This is a genomic window from Halobellus inordinatus, from assembly GCF_024464655.1.
Classification (GTDB): domain Archaea; phylum Halobacteriota; class Halobacteria; order Halobacteriales; family Haloferacaceae; genus Haloquadratum; species Haloquadratum inordinatus.
The window spans coordinates 427,471-453,072 of record NZ_JANHAV010000001.1 but is presented as its reverse complement, the minus strand read 5'-3'; the positions used below and the strand labels follow the sequence as shown (position 1 = coordinate 453,072).

Annotated in this window: 26 protein-coding genes; 13 read left to right on the top strand and 13 right to left on the bottom strand. The window is 64.3% G+C overall.

The window, feature by feature from the left end; genetic code table 11:
- Positions 1-309: 309 nt before the first annotated feature.
- The 7 genes from NO347_RS02275 to NO347_RS02245 all read left to right on the top strand — a co-directional run bounded on the left by NO347_RS02275 (position 310) and on the right by NO347_RS02245 (position 7,935).
- Positions 310-1,719, top strand: coding sequence for a flagella accessory protein C (locus tag NO347_RS02275; RefSeq protein WP_256288417.1), 1,410 nt, complete (start codon positions 310-312; stop codon positions 1,717-1,719).
- Positions 1,703-2,149 (top strand): archaellum stator protein ArlF, encoded by a 447-nt coding sequence (gene arlF, locus NO347_RS02270; RefSeq protein WP_256288083.1) that lies wholly within the window; start codon positions 1,703-1,705, stop codon positions 2,147-2,149. The genes NO347_RS02275 and arlF overlap by 17 nt, the downstream gene beginning before the upstream one ends.
- On the top strand, positions 2,150-2,608 hold the full coding sequence (gene arlG / locus NO347_RS02265) for an archaellum stator protein ArlG (RefSeq protein WP_256288082.1): 459 nt from the start codon (positions 2,150-2,152) through the stop codon (positions 2,606-2,608).
- A 2-nt stretch (positions 2,609-2,610) separates the two neighbouring features.
- Positions 2,611-3,363: an archaellum protein ArlH gene (gene arlH / locus NO347_RS02260; protein WP_256288081.1), complete on the top strand. Its 753-nt coding sequence runs from the start codon at positions 2,611-2,613 to the stop codon at positions 3,361-3,363.
- The gene (locus tag NO347_RS02255) at positions 3,363-5,030 is read left to right on the top strand and encodes a type II/IV secretion system ATPase subunit (protein ID WP_256288080.1); all 1,668 of its coding nucleotides are present in this window, start codon (positions 3,363-3,365) and stop codon (positions 5,028-5,030) included. The genes arlH and NO347_RS02255 overlap by 1 nt, the downstream gene beginning before the upstream one ends.
- Before the next feature lie 158 nt (positions 5,031-5,188).
- Positions 5,189-6,850 (top strand): archaellar assembly protein FlaJ, encoded by a 1,662-nt coding sequence (gene flaJ / locus NO347_RS02250; RefSeq protein ID WP_394337703.1) that lies wholly within the window; start codon positions 5,189-5,191, stop codon positions 6,848-6,850.
- Positions 6,847-7,935 carry a CheF family chemotaxis protein gene (locus NO347_RS02245; RefSeq protein WP_256288079.1) on the top strand — a complete coding sequence of 363 codons (1,089 nt, stop codon included), beginning with the start codon at positions 6,847-6,849 and terminating at the stop codon, positions 7,933-7,935. Before flaJ ends, NO347_RS02245 begins: the two co-directional genes overlap by 4 nt.
- 85 nt (positions 7,936-8,020) lie before the next feature.
- On the opposite strand, the gene NO347_RS02240 is transcribed toward NO347_RS02245, so the two are convergent.
- On the bottom strand, positions 8,021-8,248 hold the full coding sequence (locus NO347_RS02240) for a DUF7511 domain-containing protein (RefSeq protein WP_121568125.1): 228 nt from the start codon (positions 8,246-8,248) through the stop codon (positions 8,021-8,023).
- Positions 8,249-8,361: 113 nt separating this feature from the next.
- Here NO347_RS02240 and NO347_RS02235 point away from each other — a divergent pair, with 113 nt between their 5' ends.
- Positions 8,362-8,544, top strand: coding sequence for a DUF7576 family protein (locus tag NO347_RS02235; RefSeq protein WP_256288416.1), 183 nt, complete (start codon positions 8,362-8,364; stop codon positions 8,542-8,544).
- 13 nt (positions 8,545-8,557) lie between these two features.
- Here the strand turns inward: NO347_RS02235 and NO347_RS02230 are convergent, their stop codons facing one another.
- Both NO347_RS02230 and NO347_RS02225 read right to left on the bottom strand, forming a co-directional pair.
- A complete protein-coding gene (locus tag NO347_RS02230; RefSeq protein ID WP_256288078.1) occupies positions 8,558-10,954 on the bottom strand; it encodes an ATP-dependent DNA helicase in 2,397 nt (798 codons plus the stop codon).
- Positions 10,955-11,046: 92 nt separating this feature from the next.
- A complete protein-coding gene (locus NO347_RS02225; protein ID WP_256288077.1) occupies positions 11,047-11,418 on the bottom strand; it encodes an ArsR/SmtB family transcription factor in 372 nt (123 codons plus the stop codon).
- Between the two features lie 171 nt (positions 11,419-11,589).
- Between NO347_RS02225 and NO347_RS02220 the strand changes: the two genes are divergently transcribed.
- Both NO347_RS02220 and moaC read left to right on the top strand, forming a co-directional pair.
- Positions 11,590-13,032, top strand: a complete 1,443-nt coding sequence (locus tag NO347_RS02220; RefSeq protein WP_256288076.1) for an NAD(P)H-hydrate dehydratase — start codon at positions 11,590-11,592, stop codon at positions 13,030-13,032.
- Entirely contained in the window at positions 13,029-13,574 is a 546-nt protein-coding gene (moaC, locus tag NO347_RS02215) for a cyclic pyranopterin monophosphate synthase MoaC (RefSeq protein WP_256288075.1), read from the top strand. The genes NO347_RS02220 and moaC overlap by 4 nt, the downstream gene beginning before the upstream one ends.
- 48 nt (positions 13,575-13,622) lie before the next feature.
- Here moaC and hflX read toward each other — a convergent pair whose 3' ends face one another.
- Positions 13,623-14,978 carry a GTPase HflX gene (gene hflX / locus NO347_RS02210; protein ID WP_256288074.1) on the bottom strand — a complete coding sequence of 452 codons (1,356 nt, stop codon included), beginning with the start codon at positions 14,976-14,978 and terminating at the stop codon, positions 13,623-13,625.
- A gap of 327 nt (positions 14,979-15,305) precedes the next feature.
- On the opposite strand from hflX, the gene NO347_RS02205 reads away from it, so the two are divergent.
- Complete coding sequence (locus tag NO347_RS02205) at positions 15,306-16,379, top strand: DMT family transporter (protein ID WP_343217974.1); 1,074 nt, start codon at positions 15,306-15,308, stop codon at positions 16,377-16,379.
- Positions 16,380-16,472: 93 nt separating this feature from the next.
- Here the strand turns inward: NO347_RS02205 and thrS are convergent, their stop codons facing one another.
- The 7 genes from thrS to NO347_RS02170 form a co-directional block, all read right to left on the bottom strand.
- Positions 16,473-18,398, bottom strand: a complete 1,926-nt coding sequence (thrS, locus tag NO347_RS02200) for a threonine--tRNA ligase (RefSeq protein WP_256288073.1) — start codon at positions 18,396-18,398, stop codon at positions 16,473-16,475.
- A gap of 101 nt (positions 18,399-18,499) precedes the next feature.
- The gene (locus NO347_RS02195) at positions 18,500-18,955 is read right to left on the bottom strand and encodes a hypothetical protein (protein WP_256288072.1); all 456 of its coding nucleotides are present in this window, start codon (positions 18,953-18,955) and stop codon (positions 18,500-18,502) included.
- A gap of 110 nt (positions 18,956-19,065) precedes the next feature.
- A complete protein-coding gene (locus NO347_RS02190; RefSeq protein WP_256288071.1) occupies positions 19,066-19,848 on the bottom strand; it encodes an endonuclease V in 783 nt (260 codons plus the stop codon).
- A 4-nt stretch (positions 19,849-19,852) separates the two neighbouring features.
- Entirely contained in the window at positions 19,853-20,800 is a 948-nt protein-coding gene (locus tag NO347_RS02185) for a rhomboid family intramembrane serine protease (protein WP_256288070.1), read from the bottom strand.
- Positions 20,801-20,981: 181 nt separating this feature from the next.
- A complete protein-coding gene (locus NO347_RS02180; protein WP_256288069.1) occupies positions 20,982-21,266 on the bottom strand; it encodes a YgaP family membrane protein in 285 nt (94 codons plus the stop codon).
- A gap of 200 nt (positions 21,267-21,466) precedes the next feature.
- On the bottom strand, positions 21,467-21,601 hold the full coding sequence (locus tag NO347_RS02175) for a hypothetical protein (RefSeq protein ID WP_256288068.1): 135 nt from the start codon (positions 21,599-21,601) through the stop codon (positions 21,467-21,469).
- Between the two features lie 150 nt (positions 21,602-21,751).
- Entirely contained in the window at positions 21,752-22,285 is a 534-nt protein-coding gene (locus NO347_RS02170) for an inorganic diphosphatase (RefSeq protein ID WP_256288067.1), read from the bottom strand.
- 293 nt (positions 22,286-22,578) lie between these two features.
- Here NO347_RS02170 and NO347_RS02165 point away from each other — a divergent pair, with 293 nt between their 5' ends.
- The gene (locus NO347_RS02165) at positions 22,579-22,938 is read left to right on the top strand and encodes a PadR family transcriptional regulator (RefSeq protein WP_256288066.1); all 360 of its coding nucleotides are present in this window, start codon (positions 22,579-22,581) and stop codon (positions 22,936-22,938) included.
- Positions 22,939-23,029: 91 nt separating this feature from the next.
- Here the strand turns inward: NO347_RS02165 and NO347_RS02160 are convergent, their stop codons facing one another.
- Positions 23,030-23,686, bottom strand: coding sequence for a DUF7108 domain-containing protein (locus NO347_RS02160; protein ID WP_256288065.1), 657 nt, complete (start codon positions 23,684-23,686; stop codon positions 23,030-23,032).
- A complete protein-coding gene (rnhA, locus tag NO347_RS02155; RefSeq protein WP_256288064.1) occupies positions 23,679-24,275 on the bottom strand; it encodes a ribonuclease HI in 597 nt (198 codons plus the stop codon). The genes NO347_RS02160 and rnhA overlap by 8 nt, the downstream gene beginning before the upstream one ends.
- Before the next feature lie 260 nt (positions 24,276-24,535).
- On the opposite strand from rnhA, the gene NO347_RS02150 reads away from it, so the two are divergent.
- On the top strand, positions 24,536-25,411 hold the full coding sequence (locus NO347_RS02150; RefSeq protein WP_394337702.1) for a transcription initiation factor IIB: 876 nt from the start codon (positions 24,536-24,538) through the stop codon (positions 25,409-25,411).
- The last annotated feature ends 191 nt before the right edge of the window (positions 25,412-25,602 follow it).

Genomic DNA, 25,602 nt, shown 5'->3' with positions numbered 1-25,602 from the left:
GTAGCTGTAGAATCGGTCCCGGATGCGGATAATTCTTCGCACCCCGAACGAGTCCTTCGGATCGTAGTACAGGTCGATTATCCGCCGCTACAAACGTATTCCGGTTCTATCACGAGCGATAATTTGGAGCGAACCTTCTTGTACCGATGACTGGACATCTGTACCAATGTTACCTGTTCCACCGAGACCGGACGACCGGACCGGTCGGACCACCCGTTCGGTACGGTTCGTGGGGCGCAGTGGTGCGCCACAGCGGTCGAGCCGGGTGACGACCGGCCGTTGCGGTCGTTTCCACAGGAGGCGGTGCGGATGGGCGTGATGGACTGGATGGACGGTGACGAGGGCGAAGATTCCGATACCGTCGCCACGGATGGGCTCGGGTTCGACGAGGACTTCGACGACCTCGACGGCGAGGTGGACGATCTCGACGGGGGCGGAATGGGTGACCTCGACGACGAGATGGACGACTTCGGTGACGATATGGGTGGGTTCGACGACGGCGACGACCTCGGAGGACCCGACATCGACGCCGACACCATCGCGGAGATGGAAGACCGAATCTCCGAGTTGGAAAACGAGGTCAGTTCGGTCTCGTCGAGTATGAACACCGTTCGCGAGGAGAACAAACAGATCGGCGAGACCGTCGAAGAACTCGACGAAACCATCCGAAAGCTGCTCGACATCTACGAGATGGTGACACGGGGAATCAACCCGTTCGTCGACGACGCTCGCGAGATGGGCGGGCTGGAAGGTGACGGTGCGTTCGGCCTCTTCGATATGGAAGAAGAGGAAGAGGAGAATCTCGATTCAGATGTCGCGAACGCGGACGCCGAGGACTTCTTCGACGAGGACTTCGGCGACCTCGACGCCGAACAGGACGAAGCCGAACTCGCAGCAGAGGACGAACTCGCCGAGGAAGAGCGCGAGGACCCCAGTGAGGCACTCGACGATGGTGAGGACGAGGAAGCCGGCGACGAAGCGGCTGGCGGATCCAGCTTCGACGACCTGAAAGCCGAATACGAGGAGAACGACGGCTGGGACGACGTCGAGGACGACACGGAAGACGAACCCGAGCCCGACGACCTCGACGACGAGACGGCCGCCGCACAGGATGCGCTCGACGAGGCGCTCGATGGAGACCACTTCGAGGAAGCGGCGGAGGATATTGGCGACGAGGAGGCACTCGACCAGGCTGAAGAGGTCGAACCCGACGAGACGCTTTTCGAGGCCGACGAAACGTCTGAACCGGCGAACGATGCTGCCGACTCAGCCGAGAGTGGCTCCAAGGAGACGTCACCAGAGCCAGCCGCCAGCCCGGACCCGGCCACAACCACTGCGCAGTCGCCAACGGCGGATTCCGAACCGACCCACGATCCCGACGTGTATCTCGCCGAACTTCCGGCCCGGTACACGGCCGAATCCGTCGTCCTAGAATGGACGCGCTTCCTCGTCGACGTCGGCGGGGCGATCGGTGCCGCGCGAGCGCTCCGGCAGTACCGCTCGCAGGGCTGGATCACCCGCGACGTCGAGCGGACGATGAGCGAACACGTTCGCAACGCCGCCACCGCGGGGACGACGGAGCAGCCGCGGGACCTGCGCGTGGAACACCACCGCGAGAGCCTGACGTACATCAGTCGGCTCGCCGGCGACGTCGACGAGGCGCGACTCCTCGAAGAACTATCGGCGCTCGGAGGGGGTTCCCGTGGGATTCGGCGTTAGCGGCTCGACGGCAGTCATCTTTCTCGGCGTCCTCATCGCCTCCGGGACGCTCTACACCGCAGCAGCGGGTAGCGCAGAGCAGATCTCCGAAGCGCGCGATGACGATCAGGAAGACCTACTCGAACGCCGGAATACGGCGATCGACGTGACGCGGGTCGTGTACTATGACGACAGTACTCCTACCCTACAGGTCAGTGTCGAGAACGCGGGCACGACGACGCTATCGGTCAACGGAACGAGTCTTCTCGTCGATAATACATTCGAGTCCGTGACCCAAACGAGTGTCGAGAGCGACGAGACGACGGACGTATGGGGAGCCGACCAGACGCTCGTACTAAATACGACGATGGATCAGGAACCCGACCACGTCAAAGTCGTCGCCGAAAACGGCATCGCGGCGAGTAACACGACGGTCGAGGTGGTGAACTGAATGGCCGACGTCTCCGTTCCGAGTCTGATCCTGTTCATCGCGAGCATCGTCATCGCAGCAGGAGTCGCGGGCGTCCTCATCGACACGGTCACCGGAATCAGCGGGGCGCTCGACGATCGGGGCGCAGACGTCGCAGAGAACATCCGGACCGACATCGAAATTATCAGCAGTTCCGACAGTAACGTTTACAACGACAGCTCAAACAGCATAAGTCTGTACGTCAAGAACACGGGACAACGAACGTTACCAGCGACGGGCCAAACGTTTGACGTCATCGTCGACGCGCAGTATCGCGCGGACGTCAGTGTCTCCGTGGTCGACGGCAACAACGGAGAGTGGACGCCTCACGGTGTCGTCAACGTCACGATACAGAATATCGATCTGGCTGAGGGTAGCGGCGACCACGACGTCACGCTGACCGTCGACGGCGACGAAGAGAACTTCCGCTTCAACTACTAACTATGGGATCGAATCAGTTCTCGCTTGGACTCAAAGACCACGACCGCCTCGAGAAGGAACTCGGCGGCGGTATTCCGAAGGGCTCGATCGTCCTCATCGAAGGCGATTACGGGGCCGGAAAGAGCGTCCTCTCCCAGCGACTCACCTACGGGTTTACGCAGGAAGACATTGTGACGACGCTTGTCTCGACAGAACTAGGTGTCCGAGGCTTTCTCGACCAGATGCACTCGCTGACGTACGACGTCGTCAAGCCCCTGCTCGACGAGGAGATTCTCTTCATCCCCGCCGAGATCGACGCGTCGGGGACGCTGACCGGCAGCGGTGGGGACGACGAGCGGAAGCAACTCCTCAAGCGAATGATGGAGGCGGACACGATGTGGGATGCCGACGTCATCATCGTCGATACGTTCGACGCCATTCTCCGGAACGATCCCAAGTTCGAGGCGCTCGTCCGGCAAAATGAGGAGCGGCAGGCGGCGCTGGAAATCATCTCGTTCTTCCGTGACCTGACCACGAAGGGCAAGACGATCGTTCTCACGGTCGATCCCTCGACGGTCGACGACGAGGCGATCGGTCCCTTCCGATCGATCGCGGACGTCTACCTCGAATTAGAGATGGTCGAGGTCGGGAACGACGTCCGGCGAAACATCTTCGTGAAGCGATTCGCCGGGATGGGCCAGCAGGTCGGCGACCGCGTCGGCTTCTCGGTCCGCTCGGGGATCGGGATCGTCATCGAGTCGAGGAGTGTCGCATAATGGCTACCGAACACGGCTCAGCGAAGATCGACAACGAACTGCGGCGGCACGCCCAGCGGTGGGGCCATCTCCGCGAGCACCTCAAGCGGTTTCGGCAGATCACCGGCGAGTTCCCGATGCTCGTCGAGGAGCCAGACGGATACGAGTCGCGGCGGCCGAACATCATCTACCACGTGGGCGGCCCGATCTACTGTCAGGTGTACGGGAACTTCGGGGAGACGACGAAGTACTACACGATCGAGCCGGAACTGGACGACGACGAACGCGAGCTCTTCGGGCAGGTGAAAGACAAACTCCTCGAACGGTCGGTGACGAAGCCGGCACCTGCCGAGGAGACCGAGTACGAAGATCGGATTCGGGAACTACTCGAAGAGATCGTCGTCCTCGAAGACGAACGCAACGGGCGGTTGGCGGAAATCATCCAGCGACTCGAACTCGGGGCGCTGGAAGTGTCCGAAGAGACGTACGAGAAGGTCCAGTACCGACTCGTCCGCGACATCGTCGGCCTCGGACCGCTGGAGCCTATCATGCGCGACCCGGCCAACGAGGACATTCACGTCATTGGGCCACGCCAGGTCGACGTCGATCACGGCGAGTTCGGACTGCTGGAGACGACCGTCGAATTCGACTCCGAAGAGCAGTACGACAACTGGCTCCGGAATATGGGTGAACGCATCGGCGACCCGGTGTCGGACGCGCACCCGATCGTGGACTCGACGCTCCCGGACGGATCGCGTATCAACATCATCTACTCTGACGACGTCTCGCTGAAGGGTTCCTCGCTCACGATCCGTCAGGGCGACGACGTCCCACTGTCGGTGTTTCAGATCGCAAAGTGGGGAACGCTGTCGCCGGAACTGGCCGCGTATCTCTGGATCGCCTTGGAGAACGAGCGGACGGTGTTCGTCGTCGGCGAGACGGCGTCCGGGAAGACCACGACGCTCAACGCTGTCACGTCGTTCATCCCGCGAGACTCGAAGATCTACACCGCAGAGGACACCGCCGAGGTGCTCCCGCCGCACGACACGTGGCAGCAGCTCCTCACCCGCGAGGGACGCGGCGCGGATTCTGAGGTCGATATGTTCGACCTCGTTGCGGCCGCGCTGCGTTCGCGCCCCGACTACATCATCGTCGGGGAGGTTCGTGGCGAAGAGGGGCGGATGGCGTTCCAGGCCGCCCAGACCGGTCACCCAGTGATGCTAACGTTCCACGCGTCCGACATCGTCTCGATGATCCAGCGGTTCACCGGGGACCCGATCAACGTCCCGGAAACGTTTATGTCGAACTGTGACATCGCGCTGTTCCAGAACCGCGTCAAGCGGGGCAACGACACGCTCCGTCGCGTCACGTCGGTGCAGGAGATTGAGGGGTACTCGAAAGAGATGGGCGGTGTCGTCACCCGGGAGGCGTTCTACTGGGACCCAGTCGAAGACGAGATCGTGTTCCAGGGTCGGAACAACTCCTTCATTATGGAAGAGAAGATCGCGACGCTGCTCGGGTACGACGACACCCGGAAGATCTACGAGGACATCGAGTTCCGCTCGGAACTCATCCGACGGGCAATCCAAGAGAACATCGTCGGCTATCACGAGGTGAACGAGTTCATCGAGGACTTCCAGCGGGACGGTACGGAAGGCATCCCGTTCGATATGACGAGGGTCGACTGATGAGTAAAGCTGACCGACGGCCGAACCGGAGTGCCGCCGATGACCGACAGGGAGGATAATCGATGAGTGAGACGAATCCCGACGTCGATCCAGGGTGGAGTGCACAGCGGAAGCAACTCCAGGAGTTCGCGTCGTCGATCCTCGACTCCTACGAGCGGATGCCGATGGAAAATCGGAAGTACGCGCTCACGGTCCTGGCGCCGACGGTACTCCTGTTCGTCCTCGGCGTCGCCGGGGCCGTCTTCCTCCCGCTGCCGATCCTGGTCCGGATCCCGATCTTCCTCCTCGGCGCGCTGATGCTGGTGGCGGGCGCTCTCTATCCCCGCTTGCTCGTCGAACAGCAGCGACGCGGCCTGGAGAACCAACTGCACCTCGTCATCACGCACCTGACGGTGCTTTCGACGACGAATATCGACCGAGTTGCGGTCTTCCGGCAGCTTGGGAAAGAAGAAGAGTACGGCGAGCTCGCGGTCGAAATGCGGCGGATCACGGAGCTGGTCGATACGTGGAATCAGTCGCTCGATGACGCGCTGCGTCGGCGTGCACGTGCCGTTCCCTCGAAGGAACTCGGTGATTTCCTCGACCGACTTGCGTACTCGCTGAACGCCGGCCAAAGCCTCGATGACTTCCTGCTCGGCGAACAGCAGACGATGATCGAAAAGTACGTCACGGTCTACGAGGGTGCGCTCGGCAACCTAGAAGTGATGAAGGACCTCTATCTCTCGATGATTCTCTCGATGACGTTCGCCATCATCAACGCGATCGTCTTGCCGATTCTCACCGGCACCGACGCGACGATGACCATCGCGGCCGTTATCGTGCTGTTCGTCTTCGTCCAGTTGGGGTTCTACTTCGTCATCAGGACGATATCGCCGCACGACCCACTGTGGTATCAGCAGGACGAGTACCGGACGAAGATGGACCGGCAAATCGACATCGCACTTTACGGATCGGTCGCGCTAAGTCTCGTGTTCATTGGCATTCTGGGACTCGGCGTCGCCGGGTGGACGTCGATCGGACAATCGATCCAGTACGTGATGCTCGATATTCCGATTCCAGTGATGATGGCGGCACCCTTGACGCCGCTTGCGATTCCGGGGCTCGTTGCTCGGCACCACGAGAACAGCGTCAAGGAACGCGACAACGAATTCCCGGGATTCATCCGGGCGCTCGGCGCCTCCGAGAGCGCGAAGCAATCGACCACGCGCGCGGTGTTGGAAACGCTCCGCGAGAAGGACTTCGGCGTGCTCTCCCGAGAGATCGATCGGCTCTACACTCGATTGAATATGCGCGTCGCACCGGATCGCTCGTGGTTCTTCTTCACCGCGGAGACAAGTTCGTACCTCATCCAGAAGTTCTCGGAGATGTACCTCGTCGGGCGACAGATGGGTGGGACACCGAAACAGCTCGGCGAACTCATCTCACAGAATATGAACGAAGTGATCAAGCTCCGTCAGCAGCGCGACCAGGCGACCGTGACGCTCATCGGCGTTCTCTACGGGATCACCGCCTCCGCGGCGTTCGCGTTCTTCATCGGCCTGGAAGTCGTCGAGATCCTCGCGACGTTCTCCTCGGATCTGAACCTCGCGCAGTTCGAGTTCGGGAAGATCATCTACGCGGGCGTCTACGACATCCCGGTGATCGAGTACCTGCTGTCGCTCATTATCCTGTTCAACGGCGTCCTCTCGGCGCTGATGATCCGGATGGTCGACGGCGGGCACAAGGTGAACGCCTACCTCCACTTCGTCGTTCTCGTTTGGATCGGCAGTGGCAGCGCGGTGCTGACCTCGTGGCTCGCCGGGGGGCTGATCAGCGTATGACGGCCGCAGATTCCGACCGTGATGGCGGCGATCGCGACGCCTCCGAGTCACACTCTGAACACGGCGAAGCAGCCGAACAACGCTCGGAACTCCTCGAAGCGTATCGGGAGGAATCCGGCAGCGGCTCGGACTCGAAGTCGAAGTCGAAGTCGAAGTCGGACTCGAAGTCGAAGTCGAAATCTCGCAAGGCACAGAGCGGCGAGTCGATCATCGTCGACTTCGTCGCGAACTTCGTCGCCGGCGGCGACGCCGCGTTCGATCCGGTGAAAGGTCGCGTGCTGATGAGCGAGCGACGGCTCGTCCTCGCGACCTCGGACACGAAGACGATGATTCCGATCACCTCGATATTCGACATCGCAGTCGGGCAGGTGCCGCCCGAAGTCGAGGAGTTCTTCGATTACACCGTGATGGTCGGGTACGTCGACGGCGACTATCGACGGACGACCGTCATCGGTGGCGACCGAGAGACGATCGAGAAGTTCTCGCTCTTGCTCTTCCGGGCGACGCTCAACGGATCGACGGCGCTCGTGAAGCATCCGGCGAAGATCGGCGGGCGTGTGATGGATACGCCGAAGCGGAAGACTGGGCTCAATCTCGATTACGAGTCGGTGTCGTTCCCCGGCAGCGACGTCCAATCCGAGGAAGACGGGCCGTTCTCGATCGACCTCGCGTCGGTCGTCTTCTTCGAGGTGATAGAGCGGACGGCCGACGACGGCGATTCCATCCTCGTCCTCTCAGTGCAACACGTCGAGAACGGCCAGACGGTCACCTCCGAGATTTCGATGCGGTCGAGACGGAAGATGAACATCCTCGGCCGCTACCTGCGGCTGATCTACCACTGGATCAAGAGCGACGTCCGCGACGTCGAGGTGGCCGAGACAGAACTGGAAGTGCTCGTTGGGCTGTACTCGACCGCCCAAGACATCGATCTCGCATCGCTACTTGACATCGGCGACGCCGAACTCGAAGCCCGACTGGAGTCACTCCACGAAGACGACCTCATCACTGACGAGGAGCCACCGGTCGATCTCACGCCACAGGGTCGGTTTATCGTCAACGAGGAGTTCGAAGACATAAACGTGTGAGCGCGCGAGGCAGGACAACCGTTCGAGACCGGCAAGCGCGGCGGGAGACGCCAACCGGGAAAGTGACGGACGTCCTGCGGCGCCACTACCGCATTTCTTCTAGGGGGACGAACGCGTCCGCGTCGGCGGATAGCCAGGCGTCGACGTGTTCACAGCAACTCTCCCGACGCGGGTAGATCGTACAGCGGTCCGGCCGTTCCTCGTAGCGGACGACGACGCTTCGGAGTTCGAACAGTCGATGCGACGCATCGTCGGTGCGTTCGGCTCTCGGCTCTGGAGCGCGGTTTTCGGGATCGCCGGGCAAGTCGGACATCTCAGTCCACACTCGGACTATCGCTACGGACGTACTAAACCACTACTGTTGGCAGGCAAGTTCCGCCGGGTAACACGGAGTCAAGTGTGCCCGAGTGCCAAGCACTCGAAGAGATGGTAGACCCGACCTCCGATCTCGGAGAGGATATCGACGAATCTAACGCACCCGCGTGTGCGACCTGCGGAGAGAAGATCGTGCAGTCGCCGACCCACCGCGTCGTTACGTGGATCGAGGACAGCCAGGTGCAAGAGCGACACTTCTGTTCTGACGAGTGTAAGGCCGCCTACGACGAATAGCGACTTCTCTCTCTCAGTCCGCTTCGAGCGACGACCAGAACCGGTCGACGCCGTAGCCGAGCATATCCGGACTGACCGGATCGAACTCCTCGCGTTCGGTCTCGGGGAGGTACTCCCGGACGCTGTCCCAGGACTCGCGAGCGTAGCGAGCGTCCACGAGTGCACGGATCCCGACCTCGTCGGGCCCGCGAATGACGCGCCCGATCGCCTGCCGCGCTTTTCGCACGGCCGGCACGGTGAGCGCCGTCTCGAACCCGCTCCGACTCCCTTTGCCCTCGGAACCGAACCGGCGATCGTACGCCGTCTTCACCGCCCGCGTCCGCGGACTCGACGTATCGATGATCGGCACGCCGCAGACGACCGCCGCAGCGAGGCGGTCGCCCCGGTAGTCGACGCCCTCGGTGAGCGTCCCGCGGAGGCTCGTGACGAGGACTTTCGACTCCCCGCCGAAGAACTCCGTCTTCAGGGCCTCGGTCGCGTCGTCGTCGGACGCTTCGTCGAGGAGCACCGGGCGGTCGAGTCGCTCCGAGAGGGCCTCGGCCATCCACGCGGCCTCTGCGTAGTTCGGCATCCCGACGAGGACGTTCCCCGGCGAGCGCGCGATCTCACAGACGGCATCGACGTGGGCGCGTCGGGTCGGATTCAGTTCGCCTCGCGGGCCGCGGTTCTCGTGGGTGAACTTCGGCACGTCGACGGCGAAGGACGCGCGGTTCGTCGCGGGGAACGAGAGCCCGTAGGTCCGCTCCTCGATCGGCCGGCCGTCGTCCGCGAGCGCGTCCAGCCCTGTTACTTCCCGAAAGACAGCCATCGGTTCGAGCGTCGCCGACATCAGGACGCCGCCGCCGAACTCGCCGAGCCGCTCTGCAATCGCCTCGCCGGGGACGCAGTTGTGCAGCGAGATACGGGCGTTGTAGGCGCGTCGCCAGGAGTTCTGGCGGGCGGTCTCGTCCCAGGTGCGTTCGAGTTCGAGTTCTCTGAAGTACGCGACGTGGTCGGTCCGAGTCCAGTTCGCGAGCGTTCGCCCGACGGCGGGGGCGGCCCGTCGGACGTCGTCGTCTTCGGCCTCGTTCAGGATGCGAGCGACGACGGCGCCGACCGACTCCGCGCGGAGCCAGGTCGCGTCATCGTAGCCGGCGTCGTCGGCCCACGCCGTGAGTTCGTCGACGCCGGGATCTTCGGGGTCGCGGAGCGGGATCTCGTCGTCGTCGAGGCGCGTGAGGTCCGCGCGCCAGTCCGGCAGTGTCCGGTCTAGGTGGGCGTTCACGCGGCGGTCGATCTCCGAGCGAAGATCCGAGACGAACTCGCGGATCTCGCGCACTTCGCGGAGAGTCACGTCCGCGTCGGCGAGTTCGCCGCGGACGAGGTCGGCGTCGGCGCTTCCGGCGTCGCCATCCGCACTTGATTTCCCCGCATCCTCGAACTCGATGGGCTGGATCACCCGCGTCAGTTCGTTCTCGGCGTCGCGAAGCGTCGATTCGGCGACGCCGTCGCTCACCAGATCGCGAACGCGCGGTTCGAGCATATGCGCCTCGTCGCAGACGACGAAGGTCTCCTCGTCGACGAGCGCACCCGTGAACGAGCCAACCGTCGTGGGGTCGAACGCGTGGTAGTAGTTCCCGAGGACGACTTCCGCGTGCGGGATGACCGCGCCCATCACCGAGTGGGGACAGGTGCCGTAGCCCGCGCTCAGGCGAACGAGTTCCTCAGTGTCGATGTGGCCGCGGTCGGTCAGATCGAACGGGACCGCCTCGATCGGGTCGCCGTCCTCGGGGACGTCGTCGAGGAACGTCGCGTAGAACGGACAGTACTCCGTGTCGCCGTACTCGGCGGTCTCGGGGAGATACGGCGTCGGTTCGCCGGCGGTGGAGAGGTACTCGGGCCCCTGTGTTGAGCCCGAGTCGAGCAGCCCGATCTGCGTCTGGCGGGCCTCCGAAACGAGTGTCCCCGTCGAGGTATCGCCGCCGTCACCGACGAGGTTTCGCGTTCGTTCGCGGAGGCCCTCACACCGATCGTAGACCGTCTCGTCGTCGACGCCGGCGACGCCTTCGCGGCTGTAGGGGCAGACGTCGGCCTTCCCGACGAGCGTCAGTCCCGACACGGGCGACCACTCGTCCGGAAGGTTCGCGTTGATCGTTTCGAGGTCGGCCTCGAACTGGCGCAGTTGCTGCTTGACGCTCGTCAGGACGAGCACGCGCTCGTAGTCCGACTCGGGGTCGCGGACGCGGTCGATGCCCGCCGTAAGCGCGAGCATCGTCTTTCCAGTTCCGCACGCCCCTTCGACGACGAGAAAACCGTTCTCCTCGGCGACTTCGACGGCGGCGTCGATGCCGTCGGCTTGCTCGGAATACGGGTCGTCGTGGCCGAAGACCGCCTGCCAACTCACGTGCTGCAGTGGCTGCGCCGCGCTCATATTGGTGTCGGTGAGTGGCCGCGGCTCAGTATTTGAACGCTCGGCCGAGACGAAACGGCGAGACGGCGACTCCTGTCGACCGCCCCCCGTAGCTATTCGAACGTGTGATCGATGTCTGCCGAGTCGCCGACGCAGACGACCAACGAGTCGCGGGCCGGCGCGTACACCTTCATCTCGCGTCCTTTCACGGAGTAGCGGGTGTCGACGACGCGGACGAGCTCTGCGTCGCGGAGATTGTCGAGGTGGTGCCGAACGTTCTGCAGCGAGGTTTCGACGTCGTCTGCGAGTTCGGAGGCGGTGGCAGGGTTCTCTTGGAGAGCCGCAAGTGTCGAGCGGGCAGTGTCGGAGGCGAGACAGTTTATGAGCTGGGCGGCGTCATCGTCGTCGAGCGGAAGCACGCGGAGAGTGCTATCGTCCCCATTGGGAGGACGAGTCTCTGTCTCTGACGGCAGGAGCCCCGACATACCACCGTATTCCACGTACGTCTGCCTAAACGTTTCGGATATCCGACACACACCACGTCACGCGTGACCGGAGCGGTCACGCTTTGCCGGGGACGGCCAGTGGCGAGGCCAGCGTCGGGCGCGCTACAGCATCCCTCGCATTTTAGGATAGGTCGGACCGAACTGAGGAGTATGATAACGAGCGAGCGAATGGCCGCGGTGGATCGCAACGCCGAGGCGCTCGGCGTCCCGCGGAAGCAGTTGATGGAGTCGAGCGGCAACGCCGTCGCCCGTACGGTACGCCGCCTGGCCGACCCCGAAGACGCGGTCGCGATCGTGGCCGGCCGCGGGAACAACGGCGGCGACGCACTCGTCGCCGCCCGCTTTCTCGACGCCTACGACGTCACCGTCCACCTCCTCGGTCGGCCGGAGACGATCACGACCGATCTGGCCCGGGAAAACTGGGAGGCCCTGCGTGCCGCAGAGTACGACGCGCGGACAGTCACAGATTCCGTCGATCTCGATTTCGACCTCGGCGACCCGGACGTGATCGTCGACGCGATGCTCGGCACGGGCGTGACGGGGGCGCTGCGCGAACCGGCGGCGACGGCCGCCCGGCAGATCAACCGCCTCGGCGCGACGGTTCTCTCGGTCGACGTCCCCTCGGGAGTCGACGCCGACACCGGCGAAGCCGCGGGCGTCGCCGTCGACGCCGACCACGTGGTGACGTTCCACGACGAAAAACCGGGACTGACGTCGCTCGACGCCGACGTCACCGTCGAAGACATCGGGATCCCGTCGGCAGCGGAACTGTTCACCGGACCGGGCGACCTCCAGCAACTCGGGCGTCCAGCCCAGAGCCACAAGGGCGACTTCGGCGAGGTACTGGTCGTCGGCGGCGGCCCGTACACCGGCGCGCCCGCACTCGCCGCACAGGCGGCACTCCGAGCCGGCGCGGACCTCGTCCGCGTCGCCTGCCCCGCGTCGGTCGCGCGCGAGATCCAGGGCTACAGCGAGAACCTCATCCTCCGTCCCTACGACGGCGACCATCTGGAGCCGGCACACGTGGGCGAAATTCTGACGCTCGCGGCCGAGCACGACGTCGCCGTCTTCGGCCCCGGCCTCGGGAGCCACGAGGAGACCCTCGCGGCCGTTCGCGACCTTCTCGAACGCTACGACGGCACCGCCGTCGTCGACGCCGACGCACTCCAAGTCGTCCCGACGGTCGACACCGACGCGACCCTGATCTGCACGCCCCACCAGGGCGAGTTGCAGGCGATGGGCGGCGAGACCGACACCGAGTGGCGGGCGCGCGTGGAACTGGTCGCGGAGTTCGCCGAAGACGTCGGTCACGTGCTGCTCGTGAAGGGAGCCTACGACGTGATCACCGACGGCGACGAGACGCGCGTCAACCGCACCGGGAACCCGGGGATGACCGTCGGCGGTACCGGCGACGTTCTCGCGGGTGCGACCGGCGCGCTTGCGTGCGTCCTCACACCGCTGGAGGCGGCCGCCGTCGCCGCCTACGGAAACGGACGCGCCGGCGACGCAGCCGTCGACGAGAACGGGTACGGTCTCCTGGCAACGGATCTGATCGATCGGCTGCCCGCGGCGCTTCGGGAGGGCGACGAATGACCGACGCAGAGCGCGACGCCGACCGGAGGGACGACGGCGACGCTCGATCTGACGGGAGCGACGCGGAACTCACACACGTCGACGAGACGGGCGACGTCCAGATGGTCGACGTCGGCGCGAAGCCCGATACACAACGGAGAGCCGTCGCGGCCGGAACGATTCAGCTCACCGAGTCGACGATCGGCGCGATCCGCGACGACGAGATCGGCAAGGGCGACGTGCTCGCGACCGCGCGCATCGGCGCGGTCCAGGCGGTGAAACACACCTGGGAGACGATCCCGATGTGCCATCAGATCCCGATCACGAACGTCGACACCGACTTCGACGTCCGGGACGACCACGTGACGCTCACCGTGACCGTCGAGACGACCGGGAAGACCGGCTGTGAGATGGAAGCTCTCGAAGGCGTCACGACCGGGCTGAACGTCGTCTGGGATATGGTCAAAGCCGCCGAGAAGACGGCCGACGGGCAGTATCCCGACACGCGAATCACCGACGTCGAAGTCCTGACAAAAGAGAAGCAGCGGGTCGACGACGCCTAGTCGGGCCGCGTCGTCGATTCGGACATCGAGCCCAGTAGGCCCCGGGTCCTACCGCCCGTCGACGCTCGCTTCGGACTCGGCGGATTCGGGTTCCGCGTTGGAGGCTGGAACGCGGACGTCTGCCGCTTTCGATCGCGCTTTCTCGACGATGGCGGGGCGCGCGGAGAACTCGACGAGGACCTCCTCGCCGGTGTACTCCTCGCGCTCGACGTGGCCGTGGTCGTAGAGCCACGAGACGAGGCTCATCGCGTCGTCCGACATCGGCAAGAGCAGTCGCTCCTCGCGCCACTCGGGAAGCTCGGCTTCGATGCGGTCGGTCAGTTCGTCGATGTTCTCACCGGTGAGTCCCGAGACGACGACCGGGTTCGGCGCGAGGGCGTCCAGCGCCGCGCGCTTCTCCGCGAGTTCGTCTTCGTCGACGCGGTCGATCTTGTTGAGGACCGTGACGATGGGCGCTTCGTTCCGCTCGTAGAGCGTGTCGTGACTGGTGATGAGCTTCTCGCGCATCTCCTCGATCGACTCGGAGGCGTCGACGACGAGCAACACGAGGTCGGCGCGGTAGACCGAATCCAGCGTCGACTCGAAGGACTCGACGAGCCAGTGCGGAAGATTGGAGATGAACCCGACGGTGTCGGTCAAGAGAACGTCTCTCGTCCCCGTGTCGGCTCGGCGCGTCGTCGTGCCGAGCGTCGTGAACAGGCGGTCTTCCGACTCCGCGGTCGGGTCGAGATCCGGGTGGAGCCCCTCGTTCTCGCCCACGTCGAGGTCGTCTGCGAGCCGGCGCATCAGCGTCGACTTGCCGGCGTTCGTGTAGCCAGCGAGCGCGACGAGATCGAAGCCGGACTCCCGGCGCTGCTCGCGACGCGTCTCCTCTTTGTCGGCGATGGCGTCGAGTTCCTGCTTGATACGGGAGATCTGCGCTTTGATGTCCTGCTCGCGGCTCTCGTCGTACTCGCCGAGGCCCATAAACCCGGGGCGCTCGTCGCGCTTTGCCAGCGACGCTTTCGCCTCCGCGCGCGGGAGTTCGTAGCGCAGTTCCGCGAGTTCGACTTGCAACTGCGCCTTGCGGGTGTTGGCCCGCTGGCCGAAAATCTCGAGGATAAGCGTGAAGCGGTCGATCACTTCGACGCCCTCCGGAAGCTTCCCGCCGATGTTGTACGTCTGGTACGGCCCCAAGCGGTTGTCGACGATGACCGCCTGGGCGTTCGTCTCGCGGACGAGCGCGGCGAGTTCCTCGACTTTCCCCTCGCCGAAGTGGTAGGCGGCGTCCTCCTCGCGCGACTGCGAGAGTTGGCCGACGACGTCGTAGCCGGCCGCGCGGGCCAGGTCCATAATCTCGCTCAAGTCGGCAGTATCGCCGCCGTCGACCCGTTTCGCGACGACGACGGGGCTGTCTTCGCTCATCGTTTCACCGCAGCAGCGGCGGTCTCGGGGTGATTCACCTGCACTGTCTAGGCGGAGGTAGGCGGTCGAAGCACTTGAACGCTACCCGAATTCCAGCGCCGATCCGATCGTGTCGTTCCCGAGAGAGGGCCCCGACATCACTTGTGACTCGCCGTGATTCGAAGTAGCACGGTCTCGTTGCGTAATATCTCCCCATATTCCTAATATTATGGAATCTAAAACGATTGTATTGCTCTATTTTGTAGATAAGTATAAACATCTCCAGGCCTGAGTGAAGATATCTCTATGAGATATGGAATTCGTTCCCGGTTTCTACCACCTGAGGTGGTGCTGTTCGTCACACTTGCGACCGTCTGGGGGCTCTCTTTCGTCGCCATCGAGGCCGGACTCGCCCACGTCCCGCCGCTGTTCTTCGCGGCCGTCCGCTACGCGCTGGCTGGCGTCCTCGTCCTCGGCTACGCCGCGGTCACGACGGACCGCCTCCGACCGCGCGGTCGCACCGAGTGGCTGAACGTCGCCGTCGTCGGCACCTTCCTCGTCGGTGGCTACCACGCACTGCTCTACGTCGGACAACTGTCCGTCCCCGGCCCCGTTGCCGCCGTCGTCGTGAGTCTCTCACCGGTCCTGACGGCGGTCTTCGCTGCGATGCTCCTCGACGACTCGCTCGACGCGGTCTCCGCCGGCGGCTTCGTCGTGGGGCTCCTCGGCGTCGCCATCGTCGCCGACCTCGATCCGTCGAACCTGTTCGCGTCGGACCTCCTCGGAGTCGGTCTCTTGCTCGCCGGTGCCGCGACGTTCGCGCTCGGCTCTGTGCTCTCGACCCCGCTTCGGACGACGCTCGCGGACGTCTCGATGCAGGGCTGGGCGATGCTTCTCGGGGCTGGCGTGCTCTTCGCCGGATCGCTCGCGCGCGGCGAAGCCGTCGCGACCGTCGAGTGGACGACGACCGCGCTCGCGTCACTCGCGTATCTGACGGTCGCCTCGGGCGTGATCGGCTTTCTCGTCTACTTCGCGCTCCACGAACGGGTCGGCCCCGCCGAGAGCAACCTCGTCGGCTACTTCCAGCCGATCGTCGCCGCGCTCGGCGGCTGGCTCCTGCTCGGGCAGACGGTGAGCCAGACGACCGTCCTCGGCTTCCTCGGCATCTTCACTGGGTTCGTCCTCGTCCAGCACGAACTCGTCCGCGAGCAGTTCGGCGGCGTGCTGGTCCCCCGACAGCGGGTCGCCCGAAGCCGGGTGTTCCCGCAGCGGCGGGTCGTCCACTGGTCGAGTCTGGAGTACCGAATCTATCGGCACCTTCGGCGGGCGCGTACCCGCGTGTGTGACCTCTCTCCGGGTCGAGCCCAGATCTGCGAGAAGCAGTCCTCGCCCGCGACGGGATACGGTCACGACGCCGACTGACGAGACGACCGACTCGTCTCTCTATCGAAGTATTCGCAAGAATACGCCGCCCGTCCGCGCGTCCGCAGGATGTGAGAGATCCCAGAGACCGCGTTACTCCTCGATGAAGTCCGGCTCGATCCGCTTTTCGTCGTACTCGGATTCGAGGTGCGCGCGGAACGTCTCGACGTCGACGTCCTGTCGCTCCTGCTCCTTCCGGTCGCGCACCGAAATCGTCCCGTTCTCCTCCTCGTCCTCGCCGACGACGATCATATACGGCACGCGGTCCTCCTGTGCTTCGCGGATCTTGCGGCCGAGCGTCCACGAGCGGTCCTCGACCGAGGTCCGAAAGTCGCCCAGTTCGTTCTTCACGCGGTGGGCGTACCCGAGCTGGTCGTCGCTGATCGGGAGGATGCGGACCTGCTCGGGCGCGAGCCAGAACGGGAACTTGCCGTCGAAGTGCTCGATGAGCACCATAAAGAAGCGCTCGTAGGAGCCATACAGCGCGCGGTGGATCATCACCGGACGGTGCTCCTCGTTGTCCTCGCCCGTGTAGGAGAGCTCGAAGCGCTCGGGCATATTGAAGTCGAGTTGGACGGTCGGACCGTCCCACTTCCGACCGAGCGCGTCCTCGAAGGCGAAATCGATTTTGGGACCATAGAAGGCGCCGTCGCCGGGTTCGAGGTCGTAGTCGATGCCCTGATTTTCGAGCACCGAACGGAGCTGTGACTCCGCTTGCTCCCAGATCTCGTCGCCGCCGACGGACTTCTCCGGGCGGGTCGCGAGCGCGACGTGGGCGTCGAGGTCGAAGGTGTCGAGCACCTCGTAGATGGCGTCCATCACCTGATTGACCTCTCCTTCGATCTGCTCGGGGCGGCAGAACAGGTGGCCGTCGTCGATAGTGAACGACCAGACGCGCGAGAGGCCCGAGAGCTCCCCGCGCTGCTCTTTCCGGTAGACTTTGCCGTCCTCGAAGTAGCGAACTGGCAGGTCGCGGTAGGACCAGGACTTCTGATCGAAGATGGTCGCGTGGCCCGGGCAGTTCATCGGCTTCAGGCCGTATTCCTCGTCGTTGACGTCCATCAGGAACATATCGTCGACGTAGTTGTCGTAGTGTCCCGACTTCTTCCACAGTTCCGTCCGGAACAGATGGGGCGTCTCGACGGGGTCGTAGCCGGCGTCGAGGTTGAGCGAGCGGGCGTAGTCGGCGAGTTCGTCGAGGATCTTCTTCCCGTTGGGGTGATACAGCGGCAGGCCGGGACCCGTGACCTCCGGTATGGAGAACAGATCGAGTTCCTGTCCGAGCTTTCGGTGGTCGCGCTCTTGGGCCTCTTCGCGAAGGGTGAGGTAGTCTTCGAGGTCGGATTCGGACTCGAAGGCCGTCCCGTAGACGCGCGTCAGCGTGTCGTTGTCCTCGTCGCCACGCCAGTACGCCGAGGAGATGTTGAGAAGCGTCACTGCACCGATCTCGCCCGTGGACTCGACGTGGGGACCCTTACAGAGATCCTCGAAGTCGCCCTGGACGTAGAAGGAGATGGGATCCTCGCCGGCAGCCTCGTCCTGGAGAATCTCCTGTTTGTATGGGTTGTCGTCGTAGGTGTCGAGTGCCTCCTCGCGCGGCCGGAGTTCACGCTCGATGGGGAGGTCCTCTTCGATGATGGCCTCCATCTCGTCTTCGATCGCTTCGAGGTCGTCCTGATCGAGGTCGACGTTCGCGACGTCGTAGTAGAAGCCCTCGTCGGTCGGCGGCCCGATGGCGAGTTTCGCTTCGGGGTGGAGCCGCTGGAGCGCCTGGGCGAAGACGTGCGCGGCCGAGTGGCGCAGCACGCGGAGATACTCGTCGCTCTGGTCGGTGACGATGACGATCTCGGCACCGTCGTGAACGGGTGCCGCCTTGTCGACGAGTTCCCCGTCGACGACGCCCGCGACGGTGTCGCGGCCGAGTCCGGGTCCGATCTCGTAGGCGACGTCCTCGACCGTCGCGTCCTCCGAAACAGAGAGTTCAGAGCCGTCGGGGAGGCTGACAACGATTTCGCTCATACGCGTTGGGAGTGCGAGCGTACGAATAAGTGTTTTCGAGTCGCCGAACGGGCTGGTACGTCAGCGCTGGGCGCACGCTCGGTACCGACACCGATCCGCGGTCAGCAGATGGCGTAGTAGGAATAGAGTTCCCCCTCGTCTGTGATCTCCACGTAGGCGTTCCCGTAGCACGCGCTCGTCTCGATCGTGACGCTCTCTGTCGTGTTGCGGGCGGCCGCCACGACGCGGAACGGTTCGATCCCCGCCGGGTCAGCCGCCGAGAGGTTGTAGACGTCGCGTTCTGCACCCGGTTCGAGAGTGTAGGTCGCCTCGTGAACCGTCTCGTTCGTCGTCTCGCGGACGACGCGCACGTGGATCTCGACGCTCCGGTTCCAGGCGTTCTCCAGTCGCACCTCCTTGTTCGGATCCGGCTGGTCCGACGCGTGAGCCGTTCTGGCCGGCGTCGACGCCGTCGGCGACGTCGAGGTCGAGGGAGCGTCGCCGTTCGGGACGCCGAGGCAACCGGCGGAGAGCAGTAAGACGGCGACCACCACGGAGGCGGCTCGTGTGAGGTCCATCACGTGGGAACACGGCAGTGGGCAGAAAGGGCCTTGTGGAGGATCAAAGGAGTGTTTGAGAGATCTGAGAGAGTACAGCGGCGTCGCCGCGATACCCGACGCGACACTCGTTATGCGTACTCCGCCTTCACCTCGTCGGCGTAGGCGTCCGCCAGCCGGGTCGGCTCGGGGAGTTTGTAGCCGTCACAGAGCCGCTCGACGAGGTCGGTCGCGGTCCCGACGCCCACGCGATGTCCCGGACTGACGTACAGCGGGTTGACGATCGGCCGCGACGCGTACTGCCGGGACTGGAACGCGTGGCCGATCTGTTCACCGGGTGCAGCGTTCTCGACGTCCGCGCCGGCCCGGACCGGCGTCCGCCACCCCTCCGGGCGGCCGTCGACGTCGTCGTCAGGGGTGCCACAGAGCAGGCCCTTCGCGACGCCGACGCTCGGGAGGTCGAGCAACACGCCGAGGTGCGTCGCCAGTCCCGCCTGCCGGTAGTGGATGCGGCCGCTGCCGTCGAAGACGACGAGGTCGGGCTCACACGCCAGTTCCGCGAACGCGGCGAGAATCGGCCCACCCTCCCGGAAGGCGAGCAGTCCAGGAATGTAGGGGGTCTCCAGGTCGGTCACGGCGTGCGCGCGCTCGACGACAGTCTCCCCGCGGCGGACGACCACGACGCTCACGGCGCGGTCGTCGAGGAACGCCTGATCGACCCCGGCGACGAGCGGACGGTCGTCGGGATCGGTCGCTGCATCGAGGGTGTGGTCGGCCCGCAGCGACAGAGCTGTTGGATCGAAATCGAACGCGTCTTCCCACATCGCCGCCGCGGCGACGTCGAGTTGCAGCGACTCCATCTCCGCGCGCGTCAGCGCGGGGTCGGGGACGAACTCGGGACGAACCGGCCGCATCGGTTCAGGGGCGTCGGCCCGGACCGCCGGGGCCGCCCGGACCACCGCCCATTCCGCCGCCGCCGCGACCGAACTGCAGGGAGTTCGGGACGCCGACCCGGTCCTTCACGCGGACGCCGTAGGCGAGGCCGACGAGCAGGCCGGCGAGGTGTGCGAGGTGGGCGACGTTACCGCCGACGAGGCCGCTGCCGGCGGCGCCGAAGCCGGCGACGATGCTGAACGCGGCGAAGCCGAACGTGAGCACCCACAGCGGCATCGGGATGATGAAGTAGAGATACACCTTCAGGTTCGGGTTCAGGACGGTGAGCACGCCGAGCACACCCATAATCGCCCCGGACGCGCCGACGACGCCCGCGCCGAAGGGGCCGACCGTCAGCAGCGTCGAGAAGACCTGCGCGAGCCCGGCGATGATGCCCGCCCCGAAGAAGAGCGCGGCGAAGCGCTTCGTGGAGAGATAGCGCTCGACCACCGGGCCGAAGAAGTACAGCGCGATGCTGTTGAAGGCGATGTGCGTGAAGCCGCCGTGGGCGAAGATCGAGGTGAGCCACGTCCAGACGTACTCGATGTGCCCGGGCGAGAGCACGAACGCGGCCTGCCAGAGCGAACTCCGCGGCGACGCGCCGAGCAGGAAGGGGAAGATGAAGTACTGCAGCGCGAACGTGATCCACATCACGCCGAGGAAGACGTAGCTCATATTTCCACGGAAGTACCCGAGCGGGCCGCCAGTGCCGAGCAGTCGGTCGGCGAAGCCACTCGAACGCGACGTACTGCCGCGGTTCTGGACTGAGTCGTCGAACCCGCTGTCGAAGACGCCCGAGGGGTCGTTCCAGTCGCTGAGGCCCGGGCAGTCGTGGTTCTCCGGGAGTCGGTGTTCAGCACAGAACGTGTTCCCGCACCGTCGACACTGGTACGGCAGGTTCTCGTGCTTCCCGCACTCGTCGCAGGTAGCCATCACTCACCGTAGTCGCGGCGCAAGTAAAAGCGGTTCCCCTCGGTGGGATCGCGTGCGGTGCGAGGCTGGCGAACGGGCCGGCCCCACCCACCGGCGTCTTGCGACGATTGCGCGGGCACCGTTCGGCGAGGCGCTGGTCGCCGATCCGGGAACGCCTCGGAGACCCGAACTCGGGCGGGACTCAGGCGGCCTCGACGTCGATCTCTACGGCCTCGTCGGTGTGATCCGATCCGTCCGGACGACCCCCACCCGATCCGTCCGGGCTAGCGTCGTTCTCGCGGGTGTCGACGCCGGCGACGTCGTAGGCCGGACAGTACCCCGTCGCACCCGTCGCGAGCATCGTCCCGCCAGCTCCGAGCGCGGCCGCCCGCCGGACCGGGCCGCGCGTCGTGAGGGCCGCACCGAGTAGCGTCGCTCCTGCAGCGATGCGTGCGCGTCGATCCATTCGGCCGACGTTTTGTTCCATACTGATACCACGAACTGATAGGGACTATCGTAAGTCCTCGTAGATTTCTCGCCGGACGGTGCGGCGAGAATCTCCGAACAGTTACGATAATCCCTATGAGCAGTCTTGTATTTTTCACCCAAGACGTTCGGCGTTTCGCGGCCACGACCGCTCGTCGGCACAGCGGTCCGGTCGTCGAACGTGGCTCGAAGAAGACGTCGTTACGCCGCGTTCTCGGTCGTCTCTTCCGATCCGCTCTCGCTGGTCGGAGCCTCGTCTGCGTCGCGCTCCTGTCGGTGGTTGGTGGGAACGACCGTCGGGTGGGCGACGCCGAGGCGCGGGTTCTTGGCAGCCATCACAGATAGTACTTCAGCCCCTACGGGCAAAAGATTACCCATACGCATAACGCATCGGGGCGCACAGCGACCATTACTGGGAGGTATCCGGGTGACGTAAACCGCTGCTAAGCAGGGTGATACGGCGCGAAAAACGGAACGAGGGGTCGCTTACGCGAAGTTCTCTTCGTAGAGGTCCATCGCGTGCTCGATGGCGTCCTTCGCGGCGGCGGCGTCTTCCCAGCCGAGCGTCTCCGTCTGTTTGCCCTCTTCGAGGTTCTTGTAGGTCTCGAAGAACTCGGCAATCTCGGCCTTCTGCTGGTCGGTGAGGTCGTCGACGTCTTGGACGTCGTCGTAGCGCGGGTCCTCGTCGGGGACGGCGATCACCTTGTCGTCTTTTTCGCCGTCGTCGTCCATCCGCATCAGCGCGACCGGGCGGGCCTCGATGATGCACCCGGGGAACGTCTGATCCTCGACGAGCACGAGGATGTCGAAGGGGTCCTCGTCGTCGTAGTACGTCTGCGGGAGGAACCCGTAGTCCGAGGGGTAGTGAACGTTCGAGTGGAGCACGCGGTCGAGGACGACACCGGGAACGTCCTTGTCGTACTCGTATTTGTTCCGTTCGCCCTTTAGACACTCGACGACGGCGTAGACGACGTCCGGCGCGTCCGGGCCGGTCTCGATGTCTTCCCAGAGGTTCGTCATACCTGTGCTGTCTCCGAACGAGCAAAAAGTCCTTTCGCATCGTCGGTACGCAACCGGTAACATCACACGTGTCAGCGTGTAACGCGGTATATGCGACCGATTTGATGATCGGGTAATATTCGTCCAAGAATACCCAGACGGGCCCATCACTAGACATTTCCGGGCCGATATCCGTGGGGGAAGAAACACGGATCGCCCGATTGCGACCGCCAAGAACCGGCTAGAGGCCGATTTGGTTTTAATGTGAAGATTAGTTGAGAAGCGTTAAATATCCCGGACCCATTTCAACTGGTATGTCAGAGGCACAAACAGTTACTGACACGGAAGGTGTGGTACGCGACCTTACGGCATTCCAGCAGAATATCCTCGTCATCCTCGCCGAGGAGCCGATGTACGGCCTCGCGATCAAACGCGAACTCGAGACGTACTACGGCACCGAAGTGAACCACGGCCGACTCTACCCCAACCTCGACGACCTCGTCGAGATGGGACTCGTCGAAAAGAGCGAACTCGACAAGCGGACGAACCAGTACGAGCTTACCGAACAGGGCCACGACGCGCTCCTCGATCAGTTCGATTGGATGTTCGCGAAGTTCGTCACCGGCGACGAACGCGCCGCAGAACTCACCGACCTCGTCGAAGCGTACCGATAGACCGGATATCGTAGCATTTGCAACCGATTGCGCACCAGATCACACGCTGTCGTGCGGTCGGTGCGTGAAGACTCGCGAATGCTACTGTAGTTCAGGTTCCGGGCACTCCGTCGTCGACCACCTCGGCAACGAGCTCGACGCTATCGACGACGATGGATTCCTGTTCTTTCGATGGCCACGCGTTGCGCGGGTAGTACTCCGCGAGGAACTCCTCGCGCTCCTCGGGCGTGGCGTCCGCGACCGTCTTGAGGTAGTGGTTTCCCATAAAGTCCGCAAACGCGCGGACGTTGCCGGCGTGGGCGGGACCGTACTCTTTCTCTATCGCGTCGACGATCGCCTGGTTCTCGTCTTCGACGTATTCCCACTCCGCGCCGTGGTCTGGACCCGACAGCGATACCTCCACCGCGCGGTCGGTATCCTCGATGCGATCGAACTGGACCGTACCGTCTTCGACCCACTCCTCGGGGTAGAGAACGAGCGTGTCGTCCTCGTCGCGGACGCGTGCGGTGAAGTCGTGCTCGTCGACGAGTTCGTCGCGACGCTCCTGGTACGCCTCCGCGGCGTCGTCGACGGCGGCCTCGCTTTCCAGTCGCGTCAGCCGCTCCGCTTCGTCTATCACGTCTTCGGGTATCTCGGGATCGTCGGCCGCATCGTCACTTCCGGTCGGCCGGCGTCCGTCGGCCGGCTCTGGGACGTCTGCCGCCTCGCGCTCCCGTCGATCGAACGTCTCACTGTGGTCTTCAGCCATCGTCGAGCGCCTCGTTCGCTAGTGAGTCGGCGCGTCCGTTTACCGCTCTCGGTACGTGTTCGAGCGACCACCGATCGAACGCATCGAGCAGTTCGAGCACGCGGACCCGTCGCTCCCGCAGTTCCGGGTTGTTCGTGTCGTACTCGCCTTTCACCTGGCGGACGATCAACTGGGAGTCGCCGCGAACGTCGACCTCGTCGAACCCGTAGTCGCGGGCGACTTCCAGTGCGCGTGCGAGCGCCTCGTACTCCGCGCGGTTGTTCGTCGTCTCGCCGATGCGTTTGCTCCCCTCGTCGACGATCCCGTCGCTCGTGACGATGACCCAGCCGATCGCCGCGGGGCCGGGGTTGCCGCGGCTCGCGCCGTCGAAGTACACGTGCGCGCGTCCGCCACCGTCAGACCGGAGGATCGCAAGCAGATCTGTCGGCTGCGATCCCTGCACGACCACCTTGTCGTCGTAGGCGACGGCAGTCGCCCCGCCGCGTTCGGCACGCCACCGCTCGTAGTCGGTGTTACCCGCCCGAACCTCGACGCCCGCGGCTTCGAGTCGGTCGCGGGCGACGTCGGGATCGCACTCCACACTCGGCATACCGGAGAGAGTCAGAGCGCGGGAAAGAACCGTTCGGTCTCTCCTCGCTCTCCGAGGGCGTCGTCGCCGCCGCCGACCGTACGACTCGTGCGACGGTGCACCCCGAACAGCCGAGGGTTTAACTGTATCGAGATAGCGAATATAAAAATGCGATGACACGGCCCACCCGCCAGCGGGAACAGGACGTCGAGAGGACGCGATGGCAGGGCGAGCGTGAAGACGAGGCGGACGGAGCGGAAGACGACATCGACTTCGAGGATATGGACGAGGAAGACCTCGTCCGTACGGGTGACGGAGAACTCATCCACGAACCGACGGGTATCGTCGTCGAGGAAGAGCAGATCGATCCCGGACCGGAGTGGCGGGCGTTCAACCACTCCGAGCGCCAAGAGAAGTCTCGCGTGGGCGCGCCCACGACACAGACGATGCACGATAAGGGGCTGACGACGACGATCGACTGGAAGGACAAAGACGCTTACGGGCGCTCGATCTCCTCGCGCAAGCGCTCACAGATGCACCGATTGCGCAAGTGGCAAGAGCGCATCCGGACGAAGGACGCAGGCGAGCGCAACCTCCAGTTCGCGCTCTCGGAGATCGACCGGATGGCGTCGGCGCTGGGCGTCCCACGATCGGTACGGGAGGTCGCGTCGGTCATCTATCGCCGCGCGCTCAACGAGGACCTCATCCGCGGCCGCTCCATCGAAGGCGTCGCCACTTCTGCCCTCTATGCGGCGTGCCGCAAGGAGGGAATCCCCCGGTCCTTAGAGGAGATCTCTGAGGTCTCCCGCGTCGATCGAAAGGAGATCGGCCGGACGTATCGCTACATCTCCCAGGAGCTCGGCCTGGAGATGAAGCCGGTCGATCCGAAGAAGTACGTCCCACGGTTCTGTTCGGAACTCGATCTCTCGAAGGAGGTCCAATCGAAGGCCGACGAGATCATCGAGACGACCGCAGAGAAGGGACTGCTCTCCGGGAAGTCGCCGACGGGCTTCGCGGCTGCGGCAATCTACGCGGCGTCGCTGCTCTGCAACGAGAAGAAGACCCAGCGCGAGGTCGCCGACGTCGCGCAGGTGACGGAAGTCACCATCCGGAATCGCTACCAAGAGCAGATCGAAGCGATGGGCATCCACAGTTAGAGCCACGCCGGCGTCGCTCGCGAGTCTCGGAGGGCGCCAAAATCCCCTCCGTCGCTTCGTACTGTCGGTCGCTCGACGGTCGAGCCGCCTCTGTTGCGAGCGCGGACGACTCGGCCGTTCCACATTCGAACGTACCTCCTCCAGCCACAGGGGGACGATCGTCCCGGAGAGAAACGTCGACCTCACGTCGC